Source organism: Paenibacillus sp. PCH8, from assembly GCF_002968835.1.
Classification (GTDB): Bacteria; Bacillota; Bacilli; order Paenibacillales; family Paenibacillaceae; genus Paenibacillus.
The window spans coordinates 53707-75929 of sequence record NZ_PKQK01000004.1; the positions used below are offsets into that span (position 1 = coordinate 53707).

Below are 22223 nucleotides of genomic sequence, written 5' to 3' on the forward strand. Positions count from 1 at the left end.
GTTCGTACATTTTCGACGCATAAATTGTATCTTCGAAAGTTCTCACCAGCATGCAAACGTAGTGAAGGGAACGAAATCGATTCTGAAGAAGCGTATATTGTCTCCAAATTTCAACCTTTTACTATATAAATTCAACTTAAACATTTACACAAAACGGAGAGGACAGAAAGAACCTGAAGAAGCGGAGCGTTCGCCTTTATCCCCAGATTTTCCCTTTTTAAAAAAGGAATCAAAAAAATCTGGGGATAACAGCGATCGGAAGGTTATTCTGTCATCGGAGTGGCCAGTGTGAATATTATTTAGTTCAATATATATAGGTAATCAAGAAAATTTGGAGACAACAGCGATCATAAGAACGATTCGTAACCTAACGGCCACTTTGCAGCAAACGTAGTACTGACGTGTATGAACCGCCATCAACCTACAGGATTTCACCGGGAGGAACCTACTTTTGTTTGACAATAAAGAAACGTTCAAGAGCATCTTTCAGCGGAATCTGGTCGGCAAATTGGGTAAACCAATTGAAGAAGCAACACAGGAAGATGTCTATCACGTACTCGGAAGCATGATTCGCGAATATGTCGGTCAGGACTGGGCAGCGTCGAATCAGGGATTCAAGCAGCGTCAGGATAAACAGGTCTATTACTTCTCGCTGGAATTCCTGATTGGACGACTGCTCGGTAACAATCTGCTCAATGTGAATGAATTGGAGTTAGTCCGGGACAGTCTGGCTGAGCTGGGCTTCTCGTTGGAAGAGGTTGAGGAACAGGAGGCGGATGCCGGACTCGGTAACGGAGGTCTGGGACGACTCGCTGCCTGTTTCCTGGATTCACTGGCATCCCTCGGGTATGCGGGACATGGATGTGGCATTCGGTACAAATACGGTTTGTTTGAACAGAAAATCATTCATGGCAACCAGGTGGAATTACCTGACAATTGGTTGGATAAAGGCAATGAATGGGAAGTACGCCGTCCGGACAAAAAGGTGGAAGTTCAGTTCTGGGGCCGGGTGGAAGCTCATGAACAGGATGGGCATTATCAATTTGTTACCAAGGATGCCGAATCGGTCGTAGCCGTTCCTTATGACGTGCCTGTCATCGGATATGGTCAACCTCATGTGAACACATTGCGGTTATGGAGTGCCGAACCGAAGCGGGAGACTTCACTTGACACCCCTTCGAATTACTACGGCTATCTGGATTACAGTCGTTCGGTTGAATCGATCTCGGAATTTTTGTATCCGGATGATTCTCAGTATGAAGGTAAGCTACTGCGATTGAAGCAGCAATACTTCATGTGTTCAGCAGGCGTACAGAGTGCCTTGCGCACGTTCAACAAGCTGGAGCTTTCGTATGATCAATTGCCGGAGAAAGTAGCTTTTCACATTAATGACACGCATCCAACGCTGGTTATTCCGGAACTGATGCGTATCCTGATGGATGATAAAGGTTATGGTTGGGACGAAGCATGGGAAATCACGACCCGTACCGTATCGTATACCAACCACACAACGCTCAGTGAGGCGCTTGAGAAATGGCCTGTAGCCATGATCAGTAAGTTGTTGCCGCGGATCTATATGATTATTGAAGAGATCAACAAACGCTTCTGTGGCATGCTGCTGGATCTGTATCCGGGAGATCAGGAACGTACTGAACATCTGGCGATCATTGCGAACGACCAGGTACGTATGGCACATTTGGCGATTGTGGGCAGTCATAGTGTGAATGGTGTTGCTGCATTGCATACCGAGATTCTGAAAGAGCGCGAGATGGCTCCGTTCTATGCACTGTATCCAGAGCGGTTCAATAACAAGACGAATGGCATTACCCACCGCCGCTGGTTGATGCATGCCAATCCGAAACTGTCGAATCTAATTACGGATACGATCGGTAACAAATGGATCACGGAGCCGGGCAAGCTGGATCAGCTGGCAGGTTTCGCAGATAATACATCATTCCAGGAGCAATTCCGTTCGATTAAGCGGAATAACAAGGAGCGCCTTGCAGCCTATATTCTGGATCATACCGGAACAGCAGTGAACCCGGATTCCATCTTTGATGTACAAGTGAAGAGGTTACATGGGTACAAAAGGCAACTGCTGAACATTCTGCATGTCATGCATTTGTATAACCGACTTAAGAATGATGCTTCGTTTGATATGGTGCCGCGCACATTTATCTTCGGAGCTAAGGCTGCACCAAGTTATTATTTTGCGAAGAAAATCATCAAACTGATTAACACCGTTGCAGATACGGTGAATCGGGATGCTGCTGTGAATGGCCGCTTGCAGGTGTTTTTCTTGGAGAACTATTCGGTCTCGCTTGCAGAGAAGATCATTCCGGCTGCGGACGTTAGTGAGCAGATCTCAACCGCCGGTAAGGAAGCTTCGGGAACAGGTAACATGAAGTTCATGATGAATGGCGCTTTAACGATCGGCACAATGGATGGGGCAAACGTCGAGATGGCTGAGCAGGTTGGAGAAGAGAACATGTTCATCTATGGTCTGCGTGCAGACGAAGTAATGGAGTATTATCGTTCCGGTAGCTATCGTCCGAATGAGATCGTGCAGCATGATGAACGCATCCGTGAGGTGGTAGAGCAACTGGTGCATCCGGGTGCATTCTGCTACCGTGACGGGGAGTTCTGGGATATCTATGACTCGCTGCTTGCCCATGGTGATGAATACTTCGTATTGCGTGATTTTGCTGCTTATGCAGACGCTCATGCTGCCATTGACAAGGCTTATCGGGATATTCCGGGCTGGACCCGGAAAGCCGTATTGAACACGGCTCATTCCGGCATATTCTCCAGTGATCGCACCATTACTGAGTATGCTACGGACATATGGAGCATTCATCCGGTGTCTGGGAACTGGAAAGGTTAAGAATAGTTTGGTGTCAACTCAATTCTAAATGAAATCAATTCAAGGCCCCTTGTTCACAAGAGCCATCTCTGCGGGTTAATCCATTAGAGCAGAGAGTGTCTCCTTGTTGAACAAGGGGCTTCTGGCATACCGTAAATTATAGTGACATTCGGAAACGAGGAGAAGTAGAATTCTTGCATCCTAGATAACAAGTTAGCACAGAGAATCAAAAAATGATGATGGATCTCAGTCATACTACATAAGAAATCATTTGAACTTTCGAAAGAGATAGGAGACCAGCCTGTTTTGGTATGACACCCGCGAAGTTGCGCAAGCTGGATGCGGATCAGTTGTCTCTTTTGAACATGCAACGGAGCAATGATTTTAATGATTATCGAACCCGGATTGGAGACACATTTCAGTTGAACACACCCCGCCTGATCACACGGGAACCCTACTGGATTATCGGCTATGAATACAAGACGAACCTGAATGATGATCAGCATTATGCGGAGATCCCAGGATTCTATCAGGAGTTTGGCATGGAGCAAAAATTTATGAAGATTCCAGAGCGGGTACGTCCCGATATGGCTTATGGTGTCGCCTGTCACTTTGAAGAGGAGGGGGCATTCTCATTTATTGTGGGTGAAGAGAGCAATGAAAGATCGCCGGTATTGGAACAAGGGTTTACCTCAATTGAGATTCCGGGAGGGACCTGACTTTGAAGTGACGGATGTCTGGAAATCGACCCCTGAACAACTGGACATGAAGATCTAAATCCCGTTAAAATAGACCTTACCGCGCTGCGGAAATCAAGGTCAGAGGGATGAATGGAATGAGCGAACAGTCGTGGCTGCACTCCAGATGGATGCTCATCATCGTTATCTGCATGGCAGCCCTATACACACTAATCATGTGCAATCTGCTTTTTGTCAGTGGACGAGCGCCTGGTCCGAATTATCAGTATAATCTCGCGCCCTTCGAGACGATTCGACCCCTTCTATTGGAACGGGAGCGGTACAATACGGATACCTGGGTCAAGAACTTGTTTGGTAATATCGTATTGTTCATTCCGCTTGGAATCTGGATGCCGTGGTTGTTCCGCAAGTGTCGTAGGTTCCTGAGTTTTACATCGATTGTGGTCATGGTTTTGCTGGCTGTAGAGGTCACACAATTGATTGCGCGTGTGGGCTCGTTCGATGTGGACGACATTATTCTGAACACGATCGGTGCCTGGATTGGTTATGCAGGGTATCAACTATTCATTTTCTCATTAAGAAAGACCTGATCATGAACCGTAGATGGCGGTCCATAATCAGGTCTTTTTGCATAATGCGCCTTTCACGTGTTTATAAGCGAATCATTTCGGATAAAACATATTAACGGCTAATATAGTGAACAGAGATGAGAGCGAGGTGGGCGATATCGTTTGGTGGAAAGAGAGTGTGGTATACCAGATCTACCCGAGTAGTTTTAAGGATTCGGACGGGGATGGACAGGGTGACTTGCAGGGAATTTATGAGAAACTCGATTATTTGGTAAACTTGGGTGTGGATGTGATCTGGTTCTGTCCCATCTACGATTCACCAGGGCATGATAACGGATATGATATCCGGGATTATTACGCCATTCTCCGCAAATACGGAACCATGGAGGACTTTGATCGGTTATTGGCAGAGGCACACAAGCGTGGTCTCAAGATCATGATGGATCTGGTGCTGAATCATACGTCGGATGAACATAAGTGGTTTGCCGAGTCGCGTTCATCGAAGATGAATCCGAAGCGGGACTATTATATTTGGCGTTCAGGCAAGAATGGTCAGGTGCCGAATAATTGGGAGTCCTACTTTGGAGGTTCGGTATGGAAGCATGACCCGGAGACGAATGAGTATTATTTGCATCTGTATTCGGAACAGCAACCGGATCTCAACTGGAACAATGCACAGATGGCAGAAGAGATGTATGAGATGGTGCATTGGTGGCTGGAAAAAGGGGTAGACGGATTCCGTTTCGATGCAGTAGCGCATATCGCCAAGGCGGAAGGTCTGCCAAGTGCCCACAATCCGAATAATCTGCCGGTGGTTCCTGCGTATCAGCTTTTTTCCAACCTAGAGCAGGTACACTCCATCCTGAAGAAACTGAATAACATGATTCTGAAACCTTACGGACCCATGACGGTTGGTGAAACTTCAGGACTCGGACCTGAACAGGCACTGGCCTATGTGGGGACGGATCGTGACGAGCTGAACATGGTTTTCCAGTTTGAGCATATGTTCGTCGATGCCAAATCTTCCGGTATTGGAAAGTGGAACTATAGGGAGTGGAAGCTCCCTGAGCTCAAAGAAATTATGAGTCGCTGGCAAACGGTTCTGCACGGAAGAGGATGGAACGCCAACTACATGGGCAATCATGATCAGCCACGTCCGGTTTCCCGTTTTGGCGATGACGGTAAATATCGGGTTCGTTCTGCCCAGATGTTAGCTACATGGATGCTTACACTCGAAGGAACACCCTACATCTATCAAGGAGAAGAAATTGGCATGACCAATGTCGCTTTCCCGGACATCGAGCAATATCGGGACATTGAGACGAAGAATTATTACAATCATTATATTGGTCAAGGTAAAGCAAAGCATGAAGTCATGCAGGCAATCTGGCTGAAGAGTCGAGATAATGCACGCACACCCATGCAGTGGGATGATACGGAACACGCAGGATTTACCCAGGGTCAACCGTGGATTCAGGTGAATGATAATTATCCCGAGATTAATGTAGCTGATGCCGAAAGTGATCCGCAGTCCATTCTGCATTATTATCGTAAGCTGATAGCTCTTCGCAAACAACATCAAGTGCTCATCTATGGAGCATATGAATTGTTATTGCCGGATGATCCGAATATCTATGCGTATACTCGAACGCTGGATGATGAAGAGATGCTGGTCATTCTGAATTTCCGTGGAAATGAACCCGAGATGCAATGGCCCGAAGGCTGGAACCCCGAGCAAGCCAAACTAATCATTGGCAATGTAAGCAGACGTTATTCTACCGATGAGGGTGCTATTCTGCTTCAGCCGTATGAAGCCAGGGTATATCGCAAGCAACGATGAGTCTGAACAAACATAGCGTGATTTTGCTTTGGTGAAGAACTATTATTTATAATAAACAGGCTCCAAAATAAGGCATAGGTCAGGAGGATACCAAGTTGTTGAATATTACGTACCATGGACACTCCAGTGTACAGTTGAGCACAGAAGACAAGTCTCTGATCATTGATCCTTTCCTGCGTGGCAATGAACTTGCTGTCACCAAACCGGAAGACATCAAGACCGATGTCGTGTTGCTGACACATGCGCATATGGATCACATTCTGGATGCTGAGCCGATTGCCAAGGCGAATGATGCCAAAGTCGTGGCTATTGTGGAACTGGCTACATATATGTCCTGGAAAGGTCTGAATACGCTCGGTATGAACATGGGCGGAACGGTAGATCTTGATTTTGCTCAAGCCAAAATGATTCAGGCATTCCATACATCCGGGATTGTGCTGGAAGAAGAACAACGGATTATGTATGCAGGGGTGCCAGCAGGATATATCATCACGATGGGTGGCAAAACCATTTTGCATGCCGGAGACACCAGTCTCTTCGGGGATATGAAAATGATCGGTGATCGTCATGATATCGATGTAGCGTTCCTGCCGATCGGGGGACATTTCACGATGGGACCTGAAGATGCACTGCAAGCCGCGGAATGGTTTAATGCAAAACTGACCATTCCGGTACACTATAATACATTCCCGGTCATTCGTCAGAATGCGGAACACTTCGTGCAGCAACTAGCTGCAAAAGGTCTGGAAGGCCGAGTACTGGCCCCAGGACAATCGATTACCTTGTGATGGACAAGTAACCCCGGTTCAACCATAAATTGATTTATTAATAAAGACGAATATCACGTCAAGATAATTGACGTGATATTCGTCCTTTTTCGGTTTCGGGTGCGAATTTCCACGGGAAACCATCGGTTATATCGTTTTACAAATACAGATATCATGGAGTTCACGAACTCAAGTTCCAAAATAAATGTTACAGAGGAAACATTTATGGGGAATGTGTAGAAGAGGTAAAGAATAACATAGTATAGTTTCAACTTGTATATACATGTTTATTTATATAATATAGATATGAAGTTAGCGAGAGCATGACATGAGAGCATTACAATGTATTGGAGGCGTTAACATGAGTTCGAAGAACACAACTCCGTCATCGTGGTGGAAGACATCAACGGTGTATCAGGTATATCCTAAGAGCTTCAACGATACAACCGGATCGGGTACCGGAGATATTCGTGGTTTAACCGAGAAGTTGGATTATTTGCAGTATCTGGGAATCGATATTGTGTGGTTGCAGCCAGTGTACGTATCTCCGCAACATGATAACGGGTACGACGTAGCGGACTATTATCGGATTAATCCGGATTACGGGACGATGGAAGATTTTGACGAACTGCTGAAAGGTCTCAAGGCTCGGGATATGAAACTGATGATTGATATCGTGGTGAATCACTCCTCGACAGATCATGCGTGGTTCCAGCAATCCCGTTCGTCGAAGGATAATCCATACCGGGATTATTATATTTGGAAAGATCCTGCACCGGATGGTGGTGTGCCAAACAACTGGCAATCCAAGTTCGGTGGACCTGCCTGGCAGTATGATGAACAGACGGGACAATATTTCCTTACGTTATTCGATAAAACGCAGGCGGATCTGAATTGGGAGAATGAGCAAGTACGCAAAGCTGTGCGGGACATGATCAAGTTCTGGGCGGAAAAAGGTGTAGACGGTTTCCGGTTAGACGTTATCAACCTGATCTCCAAGGATCAGCACTTCCCTGATGATGACGGTAGCGTGTCACCTGGCGATGGCCGTAAGTACTACACGGATGGACCACGTGTACACGAATATATTACTGAAATGTATGAAGAGGTGTTTGGACCTCACAATATGGTAACGGTCGGGGAGATGTCGTCTACGACGCTGGAACATTGCATTCGGTATTCGAATCCGGATTTCCGGGAATTTTCAATGACATTCAACTTTCATCACTTGAAAGTGGATTATCCGAATGGACAGAAGTGGGAACTGATGCCATATGATTTTGAAGCGATGAAGCAACTCTTCAGCGAGTGGCAGACAGGTATGCAAGCCGGTGGAGGGTGGAACGCACTGTTCCTTAATAACCATGATCAGCCGCGGGCGTTGTCCCGTTTCGCCGATGACGGTGATTATCGAGCCGAGAGTGCCAAGATGCTTGCAACGACCATCCATGGGATGCAAGGCACACCATATGTCTACCAGGGTGAAGAGATCGGCATGCCGAATCCGGTCTGGAATGATGTCAGTGAATTCCGCGATATCGAATCAACGAATATGTACCGCTTGCTTCAGGAAGAACGAGGAAAATCCGCTGAAGAAGCATTCCGAATCGTGAAGGAGCGTTCCCGGGACAACTCCCGGACACCGATGCAGTGGGATGGTAGTGAGAATGCCGGATTCACGACCGGAACCCCTTGGATTAAAGTGGATGAAAGATATCCTTCCATTCATGTGGAGCAGCAGCTGGCTGATCCGGGTTCGATCTACTATCACTACCGCAAACTGATTGCCCTGCGCAAACAACTTACTGTGCTGACTGACGGTCTGTATGAACGTTTGGACGATGCACATCAGGATGTGTTTGCATACGCGCGTACCAATGGAAGCGAAACCTTGATTGTTGTATCAAATTTCAGTAAGCGGGATGTTTCGTTCTCGCTGCCGGAAGCGGTATGGAACGATCATATTGAAGGGAAATCACCAGAATTACTGATTGGAAACACGGAGGCAGCGCCTGCTCTGGCGCAGGAAATCTCCCTTAGCCCGTATGCATCCTATATGTGGCTTGTGCCCCAAGAGGATTAATCATATTTTATAAATAGGAAGTGACAATATGGCCATTGATAAAAAGCAGGTTGAGGAGATCGTCCAGGCCGTCGGCGGCAAGGAGAATATTGAGGCGGCAACGCACTGTGTTACACGACTTCGGTTTGCTCTGTACGATGAGAGTAAAGTGGATGCCGAGAGTCTGGATCAGAATGATCTGGTGAAAGGACAATTCTCCTCTCAAGGACAATTTCAGGTGGTTATTGGACCGGGTCTGGTGGATAAAGTCTATGATGAGATGATTCAGATCACAGGGGGCGATCGTTCCTCCAAAGATGATGTGAAGGCGGTTGCGGGTAAAAAACAAAATCCAATTCAACGTGCAATTAAGACACTCTCGGATATTTTCATTCCGATTCTGCCAGCGATTATCACAGCAGGTCTCTTGCTCGGAATTAACAATATTTTGACAGGGCCAGGCATCTTCTTTGATGGAAAATCACTGGTGGATGTCTATCCGGCCTGGAAGGATCTCGCTTCCATTATTAATACGATCGCGAGTACAGCCTTTACGTTCCTGCCGGCTCTAATTGGTTGGGCTGCTGTTAAACGATTCGGTGGCAGTCCGCTACTCGGGATTGTACTCGGTCTCATTCTGGTACATCCCGATCTGTTGAGTGCTTATGGTTACGCAGATGCAGTGAATAATGGAACTGTACCAACGTGGAACCTGTTCGGCTGGGAGATTGAGAAGATCGGTTATCAAGGGCAGGTTCTGCCGGTATTGGTATCTGCCTACCTGCTTGCGAAGATGGAGATTTTCCTGAATAGAAGGGTACATGATTCGATTAAATTGCTGGTGGTTGCACCCGTTACGTTGCTGGTTACCGGCTTCTTGGCATTCACGATCATTGGTCCGGTTACCTTCGGTATCGCGAATGCAATTACTTCTGGCTTGATCTATGTCTACGATTCATACGCGGCCCTGGGTGGCCTGATCTACGGTGGTCTGTATGCTTTGCTGGTTATCACCGGTATGCACCACACTTTCCTTGCGGTAGACGTGCAGCTAATTGGTAGTCAGGGTGGTACATTCCTGTGGCCGATGCTGGCATTGTCCAATATCGCACAGGGTTCAGCGGCACTTGCCATGATGCTTGTCCTGCGTGAGAAGAAAATGAGAGGACTTGCAGCAACGTCATCGGTTTCGGCCTTCTTAGGGGTTACCGAGCCGGCCATCTTCGGAGTGAATATCCGTTACCGATATCCATTTATCTTCGGTATGATCGGTTCCGCTATCGGTGGTGTGCTGCTGACGATGAATAATGTTCAGGCCACCTCGATCGGTGTAGGCGGTATTCCTGGATTCCTGTCGATTTTCCCTAACAAATGGGGTGTCTTCTTCATCGGCATGGCAATTGTATTGGTTGTACCGTTTGTACTGACTGTCATTTTTGGCAGAGCGAAACTGAGAAAAGAAGATCGTAGTGAAAGCGATGGTCCTGCTGCTGAGTCCAAAGCTATGACTTCGAATTCTGCTTCGGGAGTTGCGTCTTCGACTACAGCATCCAATCCAGATGCAGATACACACAAGCGCTCACGCAGTGAGGCACAGGTTGGAGACGAACCTGTGAATACGCTGGAAGTCATGGCGCCGTTGACAGGTAAGGCCGTTTCACTTGAGCAAGTACCCGATCCGGCTTTTGCCGAGAAACAAATGGGCGAAGGTGTAGCGATTGAACCTTCAGGTAACGTTGTTGTTGCCCCGTTTGATGCACAGGTAGCTCACGTAATCAAAAGCAAACATGCGGTGATTCTGGAACACGCAAGTGGTTTGCAGGTGTTGATCCATGTGGGGATTAATACGGTTTCACTCAAAGGTGAAGGGTTCAACATGCATGTCGAAGCTGGCGAGCGTGTCAAAGCCGGGCAAAAGCTCCTGGAATTCGATCGTAAGGTGATTGAAGATGCGGGGTATCCGCTGATTACGCCAATTATTATTCCAGACGGACAGGATATGGTTGATCGGGTGGAAGTCACGACAGGTGATGTTACATCCAATCAGAATGGTGTGCTGAAGGTTCATCTGAAGGGTTAATTGCATACAACAACAAGAAGGGGCTGCGTGATATGCAGCTCCTTTTTTGTTAGCGTGCCCAGAGGTACGCATTATCTAGTTGGTGAAAGTCCAATCAAAGGAGGGGCCAAGCCACCTTTGTAGCCAGGATGTTTGCACATGGCGAGATCTGTGTGTAAAAGCGCATCGACAAAAGTATCGGTCAGAGACCGGGCGAGCGACAACCCAGGTCGCAACATCAAGTGAATCCTGCCGCGTCGTTAAAAGGGCCCTGCGAAGGAGAAAAGAGGGAGCCGAGTCTTGTGACAATGGACGAAGGCCAAGGAAGTCAATGCATTATCTTTCAATCCATGCCGTTCCCTTTACGCCTGAGGTTTCTTCACTGTTGTCCCAAGTTCTGCATTGTCTAACAGACGCTTTTAGAAGAGCGACCAGTGAAAAGTTTAAACGGGAGATGTCGCCAGGTGTGTATGAAAACTACATGTTTAGAGAGGTGGCATCGACGAGTGCTTTCGTGCAGCGTAATTTGGTTTGCGAAACAGTTGATACCAAAGGGAGAAGATTGAACTACATCCCGGATGTAGGATCGTTAGTATTGGATCGGAAAACGGAGAAGGTAGATGCCGGTTACGTTTCTTCCATGGCGCAGCAATTGGTTAGTAACGCTGCCCTGCAATTTGATATCTTCCGAAATAATTATGGATCTACGACATTACTAACCGTGATTACGAATGCTTTAAAGAGTATGTCACCAACCCCAGTAAGGCCATCTGGAGGTGTGTATTTTGTTCCAGCGCAATTTGACGGGAACCTAGATGCATTGATTCGCTTTATTGTTTCTCTTGAAAAAGGGGAAGCGGAGAAGGTTCCTGTCATGAACACGTTAGGTATGAAAAACATGGTGACTCGGAAATTGATGGATCATCTCCGTTCAACACTGGCTGCTTGTGAGAATGGGGTAGAGAATCAACTCAAGAAGAATGATCTAAAAGCTATTCTTGAAGATGCAAAAATTGTGGTGAGCAACTTTAAAGAATACGAAAGTATTGTTACAGGGAATTTGCAAGAAATAGAGGCTTATGTTGCGCTCATCCGTAAGAGAGTTGCGGATGCCTTAGCAAATATGGCCGATTGATCTTCACATTTTCTTGTTGAAACGGAGCTGACCCTATGTCTTTTTGGGTTCAGCTCTTTTTGATTTCTAAAACCAATATATGGAGTATTTATATATGAAAATTAAAAATATTCAAAATGCGCTGTCACAACAGTATGCAGAACGTGAAGAAGTCATTGAGGGGCATATGGTAGCCATGATTGCTCGTCAACATGCCTTGTTGATTGGGCCACCTGGAACAGGAAAGAGCGCAATAGTGAGTGATTTGACTAAACGTATTACAGGAGCCAATTATTTTCAATGGCTGCTGACACGTTTCAGTACACCAGAGGAGCTATTTGGTCCTGTATCCTTAAAGGAATTGGAACATGGTGTGTACAAACGAAACACGGCTGGGAAATTGCGAACGGCACATACATCCTTTCTCGATGAGATTTTTAAGGCGAATAGTGCTATTTTGAATGCGCTTTTGACACTCATCAATGAAAGGATATTTTACAATGATGGCGCACCAGCACGAGTTCCGCTCATGTCACTCATTGGCAGCTCGAATGAGTATCCTGAGGAGGGTGAAGGACTGGCGGCATTGTTTGACCGATTTCTACTGAGGTTTGAGGTGAACTATATCGGAGAGGATCAGTCTTTTGTATCTATGTTGAAAGGATATTCACCATCTCTTGCGGATATGAATATTGAGGAGCTGGTTCAACTTCAATTTTTTAGTGACACCGTAGTGATTCCTGATAAGGTTTTTGATGCCTTGAGCAAAATCAGGAGAGAACTGATGGATGAAGGGATTCGGCCTTCAGATCGACGGTTTAAGCAGACTCTCTCTGTGATCCGCGCGAAGGCCGTACTTGCTGGCAGAGATAAGGCTATCTTGGAAGACCTCATGATTCTCAAGAACAGTTTGTGGGAGAAACCGGAACAACGCGATAAGGTCATGAAAATCTTGCGGAACTATGCTCAGGATGCGTTGAAGACACGCATTCAAGAAATTGAAGCAGAAACAGCAGATATCATGAAAACTTTGGATCAGTCCAGTAATTCTACGGACGTTGCTGTTGAAAGTACGAAGAAACTGAAATCGCTGGTCAATGAGCTGAAAAAACTTCAAAAAGACAATCCAAACAGACGGGAAGTTGAGAGTGCCATTGCAACTGTTCAAAAATCTTTGAGTGGTATAGCGTCCCAAGTGTTGGGAGTGTAGCAGATGACTGTACCTATGAAATCGGTTTTAAACACAGATGCCTATGACCGTAGACGATTTGGACAATTAATGGAAATGTCAAGCAAGCTGAAGAAGATTGGATAAGAGGGGAAGAACATCTTCCCCTTGATCCAACCCTCGATGAGTGATCTATGGGCGGGTTTGTTTAAAATGAAGCCAGAGCTGCTTGATGAGGTTCATGAAGAGCTCGGGATGAACCATCAGCTCATGGACAGAGTGATGAGAGATCAAGGATATTTGGATTTTGGTGAATTCACTCGTTTGGATGATCTGGCGGCAGCTATTGGTACAACGAATTATAGTGAAACCGTTCTTAGATGGGTGAAAGAGCAGGCCAAGCAAGATCAAGACTTGGCAGAAGCTTTTCAAAAGCTCATTCAAGGAGAACAAGGAGCTTCCCGGCAGGCTACAGACGCTTTATCCGCAGCGCTTAATCAGAACGGATCTCAATTATCGCAAATGCTCGCTCAGGCTGCTGATGAAGCGATAGAGACTAAAGAAAATGTGAAATCCATGTTAGGTGGAATACAGGCTGGAAGTGGTGACAGTGAGCTGAAGAAGGTTCCATTGAAAGAGCAACTAATTCTAGCTGAAAAGTTGAGTCATGATAAGAAGTTGAAAGAAATTGCAAAATGGGCAGGACGATTGAAGGTCATTGCGAATCGTAAACAGCGTTCTAAACATAAGGACGCGATTGATCGGAATGGAATTCGGCAAGGAAGTGACATTAAGCAACTGCTGCCGATGGAGCTAGGCAGTTACTCCAGCCCCATTAGCAAAATGGATTTTTTACGCCGATATGCGGAATGTCAAACTCTTCAGTATGATACGAAGGGAAAAGAACGACTCGGTAAAGGGCCCATTATCCTGTGTCTCGATCAATCTGGTAGTATGAAGAGTCAGGATACGATCTCCAAGGGATTTGCTTTGGCTCTCATGAGTATTGCCCGGAAACAGAGAAGGGATTTTGCGTGGATTCCATTTTCCTCACATGCTTCTGATGCGATCATCTATGAGCGAGGAAAAATTGAAGTGCAAGATATGATTCAGCTTGCTACCGTTTTTCTTGACGGAGGTATGAATTTTGTACAGCTCTTAAAGAAAGCAAGCGAAGTTATTAAGCAGAGTCGATTTAATCAAGCAGATGTTATTTTTGTCACTGATGGGGAAGCCCATGTAAATCATGATTTCTTAAAAGCATGGAGTAATTTGAAAAAAAAAAAAGGATTTTCTGATCGAATTGTTCTAGCCTCATCGTTTGAGGATCAATCAATAAAGCATGCTTTTGATATATGACCAAAGAATAGGACGTGCACATTGCGTCCCTTTTTTCTTAATATAAGGAGGACACAAGTATGAAAAGAGCAAGCATACAGAGAACAACAAGCGTGACGTATTCGATTTACCATTCCAACGCAGAAGAGTGCAGAAATAAATTAACCAGCTTAATTAGTGAGAGGTATTTTGTGCTAGATAGTAAATTGGTTTAAATAGGATTAAATGTTAAATAAATGGTAAGAAAAGAGATGCTAGTTTGAGTTACTACTTGATGAATATGTTTTAAGGTGAAAAGATGAAAATCAACATCCTCACATGAAATTGGATAGATTTATTTAATATGTGCTCATATTTTAAATGGTTTTTTAAATACCAATTAATACTAAAAAAATAAATTTATTTATATATATAGTATTAATGGTTTTTACTCGACATGAAAATACAATAAAATACAATTTACACCTATTTATTAATTGCAATGAATGAACGATAATGATAAAGCTATTTAGCAACAGTGTATGAAAAGGAGTGAGGTTTATCGGTGTAAAGAGAAGAAATTATATTATAGAAAGTAAATAACAATATTATAGTGAGGGGAACAATCAAATAATGAAGATTAATGTAGTAATTAAATTATTAATTTCTTTAAGTTTGATTTTGACAATGAGAGTTACAAGTACCGTTCAAGCAGAAGATATCAAAGTTTCTGAGCACCCAAATTTATCTACAATATCTTTCGAATCACGTACACAGCAAATAACTATATTTTCAACTAACGTTGATAGCTTTGAGACAAGTTTGAATTACAATAGTGATGGTTTCAGCGGAACGCTTAATAAACAAGGTAATCCAACCGTGGTTTCAGGAGAATTGAAACCAGCCCAAACCATTACAGCACCTACACATAGTTGTGGGAGTTCCATTCCGGGTAAATATGTTGCTAATGGTAATTGGGTACCGACAGGTCCAGAGATTTCTTGTCCTTGGGAAAAAACGGCTAAAGTTCAAGATGTGACCATTACGTTGACAAGGACTTATGAAACGAGTTCCAAGATTTGTCCATCACCGAATAAATCAAAGGCGAATTATGCGTGTACTATGTCATGGGTATATTATTATGATGGTTCCATAACTTTACCTGCATCAGACACTCGTAATTATGCCCAAGTATATTCAGGTACAGTAACAAAACCAGTGGAAAAGATAGCAAAATATACTTACACCTATAATTCTTCAGGACAACTTACGGACATTTTGTTTAAATCAGGCAAGAAAATAAGTTATGAATATGATAAAAATGGGAATTTGAAAAAGACAACAGTAGTCAATCCATAGACTATGAGCACATTGTAGCTACTAATTATTGAACGGAGCGAAATTTAGTTGAAACATTCTAAAATGAAGAAGTTTATGAATATCATTCTTATCTTTTCAGTAGTGTTAGGTCTTTTCGGAAACTGGATACCAGCGACTACATATGCAGAAGAGCAAAACGAACAAGAAGGTTCTACAGGCCAAAACCCTTCTCCGTTGGAGTCTCTTTCTCTGATTGCAGATCAATTTGACACAACAGAAGGCTTTATCCAAGGTTACCTCGATGAGGGTTATACGTTGAATGAAGTGATTTCAGCTCTTTATAAAGCTAGAGATGAACAGATTGGATTCGACGAAGCCTTGCAAGCTGTAAGCCCACAGGAAGTTAATGAATCCGCTACGGTCACCAGTGACGTTTATTCGGACCCTGTTGTAGAGGAAGAAGCACCAATCACAGGTGTGGAAGCTGACCAATCCAGTATTATGCAGCGGTATGAAACGTTCGTGGTGGAAGAGGAACTGATTTCCCCGCCAGATACAGACCTTGAGAAAGAAAACGAACCGAAAGAAGAGGAAGACAAAAGCGCTGAGGATGAGGAAAAAGAACAGGTTGATCCAGATGATCAATCGGAAGGTGAAAAAGAGTCTGAAGGAACTGAAGAAACAGCACCACCGACAGAAACTACAACTGATGATGAAAACGCACCTCAAACGAATCAGGATGTAGGGCAAGAACCGACAGCACCTTCTTCAAGCGAAAACACTTCTACCCTTGAAGGAAAGCCGGCTGCTGAGACCAAGGAAACACCATCATCACAAGGAAGTGCAGTAAGCACATCTCCTACGTCGATGGAATCGAAGTCAGAACCGAAGAATATCTCGGAAAAAGTATCAAAATCTGTGCCTGAAAAGGGACAGGTTAAGGAGAATAATGATGCTTCAATTACGAATAAAAAGCAATCCGAGTCATCATCACAATCGAAGCAAAAATCAAAATCAGATGTAAAACCACTTGCAGGACAAACGAGTGTCCCAGATCCAGGGAAACATATCGCTGAAAAAGCACCAGTCTATAATAAAAAGTCGTTTAACGAGGCTCCTTATACCGTAGGTGAAAACGGAGAAACCATTTCAACGATGAGTGGTGGCCTTATGTTGGAGCATGTCGATGCGTCTTTGCCTGGACGTGCAGGGATGTCCTTTTCATTGGAAAGGCAATATAACTCGAATTCAGCCCAGTTTTATGATCCGGCCGTGGGAACGAATACATATGAGTATCCGGTCTACAATTATTTTCTCACCTACCAGGCAGTGAAGAAAAAAATCATTACCAAATATCACGTTAAATATAAACTTAACAAGTGGGTTCAGGAAGACTACAATGGCGATGGTCTCAAAGATAATGACACGATTGTAGTGGAAACGCCGACTATCCTGCAAGGCACATATACGACCGAAGCCGATGCTCGGAAAGCGGCAAGTACACAAATCGCATTTTGGAATCCATCGGAAAGCCGTACCGAGCAACAAACCCGTAGTGGAAGTCTGAGTAGTCTACCTTCAAGTATAAGTTACAATCAAGGTGGGTTTAGCGGAACATTAAACAAATCAGGTAGTCTTCAGGTCATTTCTGGACAATATCAGCCTGCACGTACAATTACTGCACCAACGCAGACTTGCACTAACTCAATTCCAGGAAAATATGACTCCAAAGGTGTCTGGACTCAGACAGGGTCAGGAAGCCCATGTCCAGATACGAAAACAGCGACCGTTGAGGGCAAAACGATTACGCTTACCCGTTCTTCAGTGACGGCTACGAAAGCTTGTCCATCACCAGATAAATCGGTAGCGAACTATGTGTGTACCAAAACATGGGAAGCACGTTATAACGGGTCCGTATCCATTCCAGAATCAGACACCCGAGTATATTCCCAATCCTATATCGGAAGTGTCGTTAAGCCTGGGCAATATTCTCAACAACGTTATGATTCTTGGATTGCAGGTAAGGCTCCATACCAGTATCGTTATGCTTATTCCGTCCGAGAGCAGCCTTGGGTAGAGCAGGAAGTAACAGAAGGACCGGCTGAAACCATCACTTTATACACGGATGGTACACCCGATTGGTCAGCAGTTAACGATTTGAAAAACAACGTAAATAGCAATGCTGGAAAAGGGATATCTACTTCAATGGATAGTAGTTACAACTATTATTTGGCTTCTAGTCCATCTGCTGAGATACGAGCTTATCAAGTGGGGAGTAACTTTGATGTCACATACTATAACAAAACGGTTCCTGCCGCTGCGGACAAACGAGCACCACTAGGCAAAGGATGGTCTTGGAAACTACCATACATTGAAACTGAAAATAGCAAATCGTATATGGTCATGGCAGATGGCGGCCGCTACGAAATTGTGGGTAATACGCTTAAAGGGTATGACTGGGAAGGTATTACCGTGAAACCGGATACCTCAGTAATTTTAAATGGAGAAACCTCATCTCTCGTTATGACATCTTCAGACGGATTAACCAAGCAATATTTTTCTGCGGATGGACGTCTACTCCAGATCTCCGATGGACAGAAAAATGATATTCAATTTTTCTATGAAAACAATTCGCTGTATAACAGCAAATTGTTAACCCAAGTGAAGGATGCTATAGGTAATACCATTCGTATCAGCTATACATCTTCAGCTGTAACGATTGTGCAGGGAAACCGCTCAGTCACGTATAACAAACAGACGAAAAATGGCATAGAGTTGCTCGATTCTGTCATTGATCCGTTAGGACGAAAAACGACGTATTCCTACAAACTGGCTGACGCCAAGTTTAACTTGCCTGGATTTAGCCCTGAACGTGCGGCAATCAATCCGTATGCCTTGCTGACATCCGTGCAGCATAACACCGGTGCCAAAACGTTCTATGATTATGAGAACGGATCGGTGAAGCGGTACATTGGGGAAGATTCCTTCAATGATGCCTACCGCGTATTGTCGCGTAAAGATCAGATTACGTATGAAAATGGGTCAACAGAGGATTACAACCGTCAGACGTTCAGCTACACTTCAGATATAGGAGCAACCTTTTCGCAGGACACAACTTTTGCTGTCTCTGTGAGTAATGGATTAACCAACACACAATACAACTACCGTAAAGATTTTATTAACAATGACACACCAGCCCAGTTCTATCTGGACGGAAGCATTGTTAGTGCAGAGGGTAAAACACAAACAACAACGAACACCTATGGTAAAACCGTCAAAGGACGTGGTTATGCTGCACCAACACCAACGGTAACCACAGTAACGGATAACCAAGCTAAGGAAGTCTTTACAACCACCCTACAGCTGGATGACTACGGTAATATCACTTCGGTAACGGATGCAACAGGACGCACTACCACCAGTAAGTATGATGATACAAGACACTGGTTAACGAGCGTAACCGATATGGTGGATGCGACCAACAAGAAATATACGGCACTTGCACGGGATAATGTCGGTAATATTAAGCAAATCGTTAATCGTAAAGACAATGCCAGTGGTGAGCTGTTGACACAGGCTGACTACACTTACGATGCATACGGTAACCTGTTAACTCAGCGTATCTCGGATGGCAAACAGGAACGAAATGCGACACTCGAATATGATGGTACTTATCAAAATGCATATCCTACTCGTCTAATTATGATGGTGACGGATGTGGACGGTCAAACAACACCAGTAAGCACATCATCTGAATATGATATGTCTACAGGTGACTTGATCTCCTCTACAGATGCAGAGCAGCGTACAACCAAGTATCGCGTAGATGCGATGGGTCGTACCATTGAAGTAACACAAACGGATGGAACTACTCTCCGAGCGGATTACGATGACATCAACAATACCATTAAAGTGACGGATGAGCTTGGTCAGCAACGGTTACAGAAATGGAATTCACTGGGTCAGGCAATCGAAAACGGTTATTTCTCAGGTAACAGCTATGTGGTGTCTCAACGTACTGGGTATGACCCGTATGGTCGGGCTGCTTGGACAGACGATGCACTGGGTAACCGTACTCGTAATACGTATGATAATTGGAGCCGTGTGGTGATGACTACCGGAGCCGATGGTACGTCTACATCTATGAAATACGATGATGTGGCTCGCACAGCCACAAGTACCGATGCCGAAGGCTACATTCAGATTGCGACCTACGATAAATGGGGCAAAGGCATCAAAGCAGAAGAGAAAACACAGTTGGAGCAAATAATTCGAACACTAGGAAAAAATAAATATGATAACATCAGTGGCAAAGTTTTGGAGCAAAGCGATGGTAATGGAAACGTTAAAACGTTTAACTATGATGTCATGGGCCAGCTTCGTCAAGTTACCAGTGCCAATGGAGAACAGACACAGTACAACTACGATCTGGTTGGGAATCTGATCAAGACGATTGACCCGACAGGCAACATCAAAGAGAATACGTATGATGAGCTCAATCGCCGCATTAAAACGAAAGACAAGTCAGGTAATATCACGAGAAGTTATTATACACCTGGCGGCAACCTGACGAAACATGTGGATCGCAATGGCAATACGTTCACATATGAGTATGACCTGCGTGGTAACCTGATTAGTAAAGTGAGCACTGATGAAACAATCAGCTATGCCCTAGATGCCGTAGGCAAACGTACAAGTATGATGGATCGCACGGGTACAACAAGTTATCAATACGATTCGGCAACGGAGCAATTGACACGGATCTCTTATCCAGACGGACTTATAACTGAGTTCACCTACGATCTGAATGGTAACCGTACTGAAATGAAGGGGCCATTTGGCAATACCGTGTATTACATGTACGATGCAATGAACCGAATGACATCGGTGGGTACAGTGAAGAATTCACCGGATGCTCAGTACACGTATTATATGAATGGATTGTTCAAATCGTCCCAGTCTCTTAATGGTGTAAATAACCTCAGGACGTATAATGGTCTGGATCTGGTGAGTTTTGAGCAAGTACGTGATCAAACTACATTGGGTTTGTATAATTACAGTTATGATAACAACAAAAACATAACGAAGCGTGTGCAACAAGGCGTTCAGGATGATTTTACCTATGACCAACTGGATCGAATTGTAACAGCAAGTGGCAATAACGAGCAGTACACCTATGATAAACAAGGCAACCGTCTGACGATGCAGTCTGATAAGGAAGATAATTCTGTTGAAAGTGAGTATCAGTACGATACCAGCAATCGTTTGACTCAAGTTATCACAGACACAGCCAAAGTAGACTATCAGTACAATGGTGACAATCTGCTCGTTGAACGTACTGAAAATGGAGTGGCCACTCGTTATTATTACGATGATGGAGCTCAGATCATTGCTGAGGCCGAAGTGCATAATGGCACACCGGAACTAAAAGCTAATTATATTCGAGGCACTAAACTTGAAGGTATTGCTTACAAAGATGGGAGCAAGGCATATGTTCAAACCAACGGTCACGGGGATATTACCGAGCTACGGGACTCAAATGGCGCGTTACTGAACAAGTATCAGTATGACGTATGGGGCAATCTGGAATCGAAAGAGGAGAAGGTTTATAACCCGTTCCTTTATTCCGGTGAACTGTGGGATGATACAACGCAGTTGCAGTATTTACGGGCAAGATGGTACGATCCGAACATAGGTAGATTTATTAATGAGGATACATTTGAGGGTAAGCAGAATGATCCATTGAGTTTAAATTTATATACCTATGTTTCTAATAATCCATTGCGTTTTATCGATCCTTCAGGGAATTATTGCCAATCAATCAATGGGAAATATGGACATTCTGGGGGATGTAATGATGTTAAAAATTCATCAAGATATGTCCCAGATAGCATAGTAAATGCAAATATAGGTAAATCTTATAATGAAATAATTAAGATATATAATAAAAAGAAAGAGAAGGCTGTTGCAAGTGCTAAAGAAATACAGATTTTCAATATTGAGCGCAATATGGTTGTTGCTACTCCTAATTCAGGAAGTATTTCTTCTGCATTAAATGCGTTTTTTCAAATGTTGGGGATCGCAGGAGCAGTAACCTTCGAGACAGCTGTTACTGAAACTAAAACCCCACCTAAAAATCAAAAATTTATTTTTAGAAGTGGTTCTAAAACTTTGTATAATCTTACTCCAAGAATTACAGATACAACAGGATTATCATTTTTCACTAAACCTCAAACTAAAAAATTTGCCATGACAACGATAGAAGCTGTTAATGCGACTGGTGTATTGTTTGCAAAGATTGACAATCCGGCGACTGGCCATGTTTCTGTACGAGCAGTTGATCCATACGAACATATATTATGGATGGAGTCTAAACAGGATGCTGACGATAACCCTTATTATCTTACAACAATTCTAAAAAGTATATTAATTGAGAACTAATGATT

12 protein-coding genes are annotated in these 22223 nt (G+C 44.2%); all 12 read left to right on the forward strand.

Annotation, left to right across the window (positions count from 1 at the left end; translation table 11 throughout):
• Positions 1 to 451 precede the first annotated feature (451 nt).
• The 12 genes from C0Q44_RS21960 (at position 452) to C0Q44_RS22015 (ending at position 22218) form a co-directional block, all read left to right on the forward strand.
• Positions 452 to 2884, forward strand: coding sequence for a glycogen/starch/alpha-glucan phosphorylase (locus C0Q44_RS21960; protein WP_105409378.1), 2433 nt, complete (start codon positions 452 to 454; stop codon positions 2882 to 2884).
• A gap of 290 nt (positions 2885 to 3174) precedes the next feature.
• Complete coding sequence (locus C0Q44_RS21965) at positions 3175 to 3582, forward strand: GyrI-like domain-containing protein (protein ID WP_105409379.1); 408 nt, start codon at positions 3175 to 3177, stop codon at positions 3580 to 3582.
• Positions 3583 to 3698: 116 nt separating this feature from the next.
• A complete protein-coding gene (locus C0Q44_RS21970; RefSeq protein WP_258166497.1) occupies positions 3699 to 4151 on the forward strand; it encodes a VanZ family protein in 453 nt (150 codons plus the stop codon).
• A 106-nt stretch (positions 4152 to 4257) separates the two neighbouring features.
• On the forward strand, positions 4258 to 5970 hold the full coding sequence (locus tag C0Q44_RS21975) for a glycoside hydrolase family 13 protein (protein WP_374955136.1): 1713 nt from the start codon (positions 4258 to 4260) through the stop codon (positions 5968 to 5970).
• A 95-nt stretch (positions 5971 to 6065) separates the two neighbouring features.
• Positions 6066 to 6758, forward strand: coding sequence for a metal-dependent hydrolase (locus C0Q44_RS21980; protein WP_105409382.1), 693 nt, complete (start codon positions 6066 to 6068; stop codon positions 6756 to 6758).
• A gap of 340 nt (positions 6759 to 7098) precedes the next feature.
• Positions 7099 to 8820 (forward strand): alpha,alpha-phosphotrehalase, encoded by a 1722-nt coding sequence (treC, locus tag C0Q44_RS21985; protein WP_105409383.1) that lies wholly within the window; start codon positions 7099 to 7101, stop codon positions 8818 to 8820.
• A gap of 28 nt (positions 8821 to 8848) precedes the next feature.
• Positions 8849 to 10879 (forward strand): PTS system trehalose-specific EIIBC component, encoded by a 2031-nt coding sequence (gene treP, locus C0Q44_RS21990; protein WP_105409384.1) that lies wholly within the window; start codon positions 8849 to 8851, stop codon positions 10877 to 10879.
• A 310-nt stretch (positions 10880 to 11189) separates the two neighbouring features.
• On the forward strand, positions 11190 to 11993 hold the full coding sequence (locus C0Q44_RS21995) for a DUF6744 family protein (RefSeq protein ID WP_146113497.1): 804 nt from the start codon (positions 11190 to 11192) through the stop codon (positions 11991 to 11993).
• A 94-nt stretch (positions 11994 to 12087) separates the two neighbouring features.
• Complete coding sequence (locus C0Q44_RS22000) at positions 12088 to 13182, forward strand: AAA family ATPase (protein WP_105409386.1); 1095 nt, start codon at positions 12088 to 12090, stop codon at positions 13180 to 13182.
• Positions 13183 to 13440: 258 nt separating this feature from the next.
• Positions 13441 to 14499, forward strand: a complete 1059-nt coding sequence (locus tag C0Q44_RS30355) for a vWA domain-containing protein (RefSeq protein WP_181151129.1) — start codon at positions 13441 to 13443, stop codon at positions 14497 to 14499.
• Positions 14500 to 15090: 591 nt separating this feature from the next.
• Complete coding sequence (locus C0Q44_RS22010) at positions 15091 to 15816, forward strand: RHS repeat domain-containing protein (RefSeq protein WP_105409387.1); 726 nt, start codon at positions 15091 to 15093, stop codon at positions 15814 to 15816.
• Between the two features lie 48 nt (positions 15817 to 15864).
• Positions 15865 to 22218: an RHS repeat-associated core domain-containing protein gene (locus C0Q44_RS22015; RefSeq protein WP_105409388.1), complete on the forward strand. Its 6354-nt coding sequence runs from the start codon at positions 15865 to 15867 to the stop codon at positions 22216 to 22218.
• Positions 22219 to 22223: the final 5 nt, after the last annotated feature.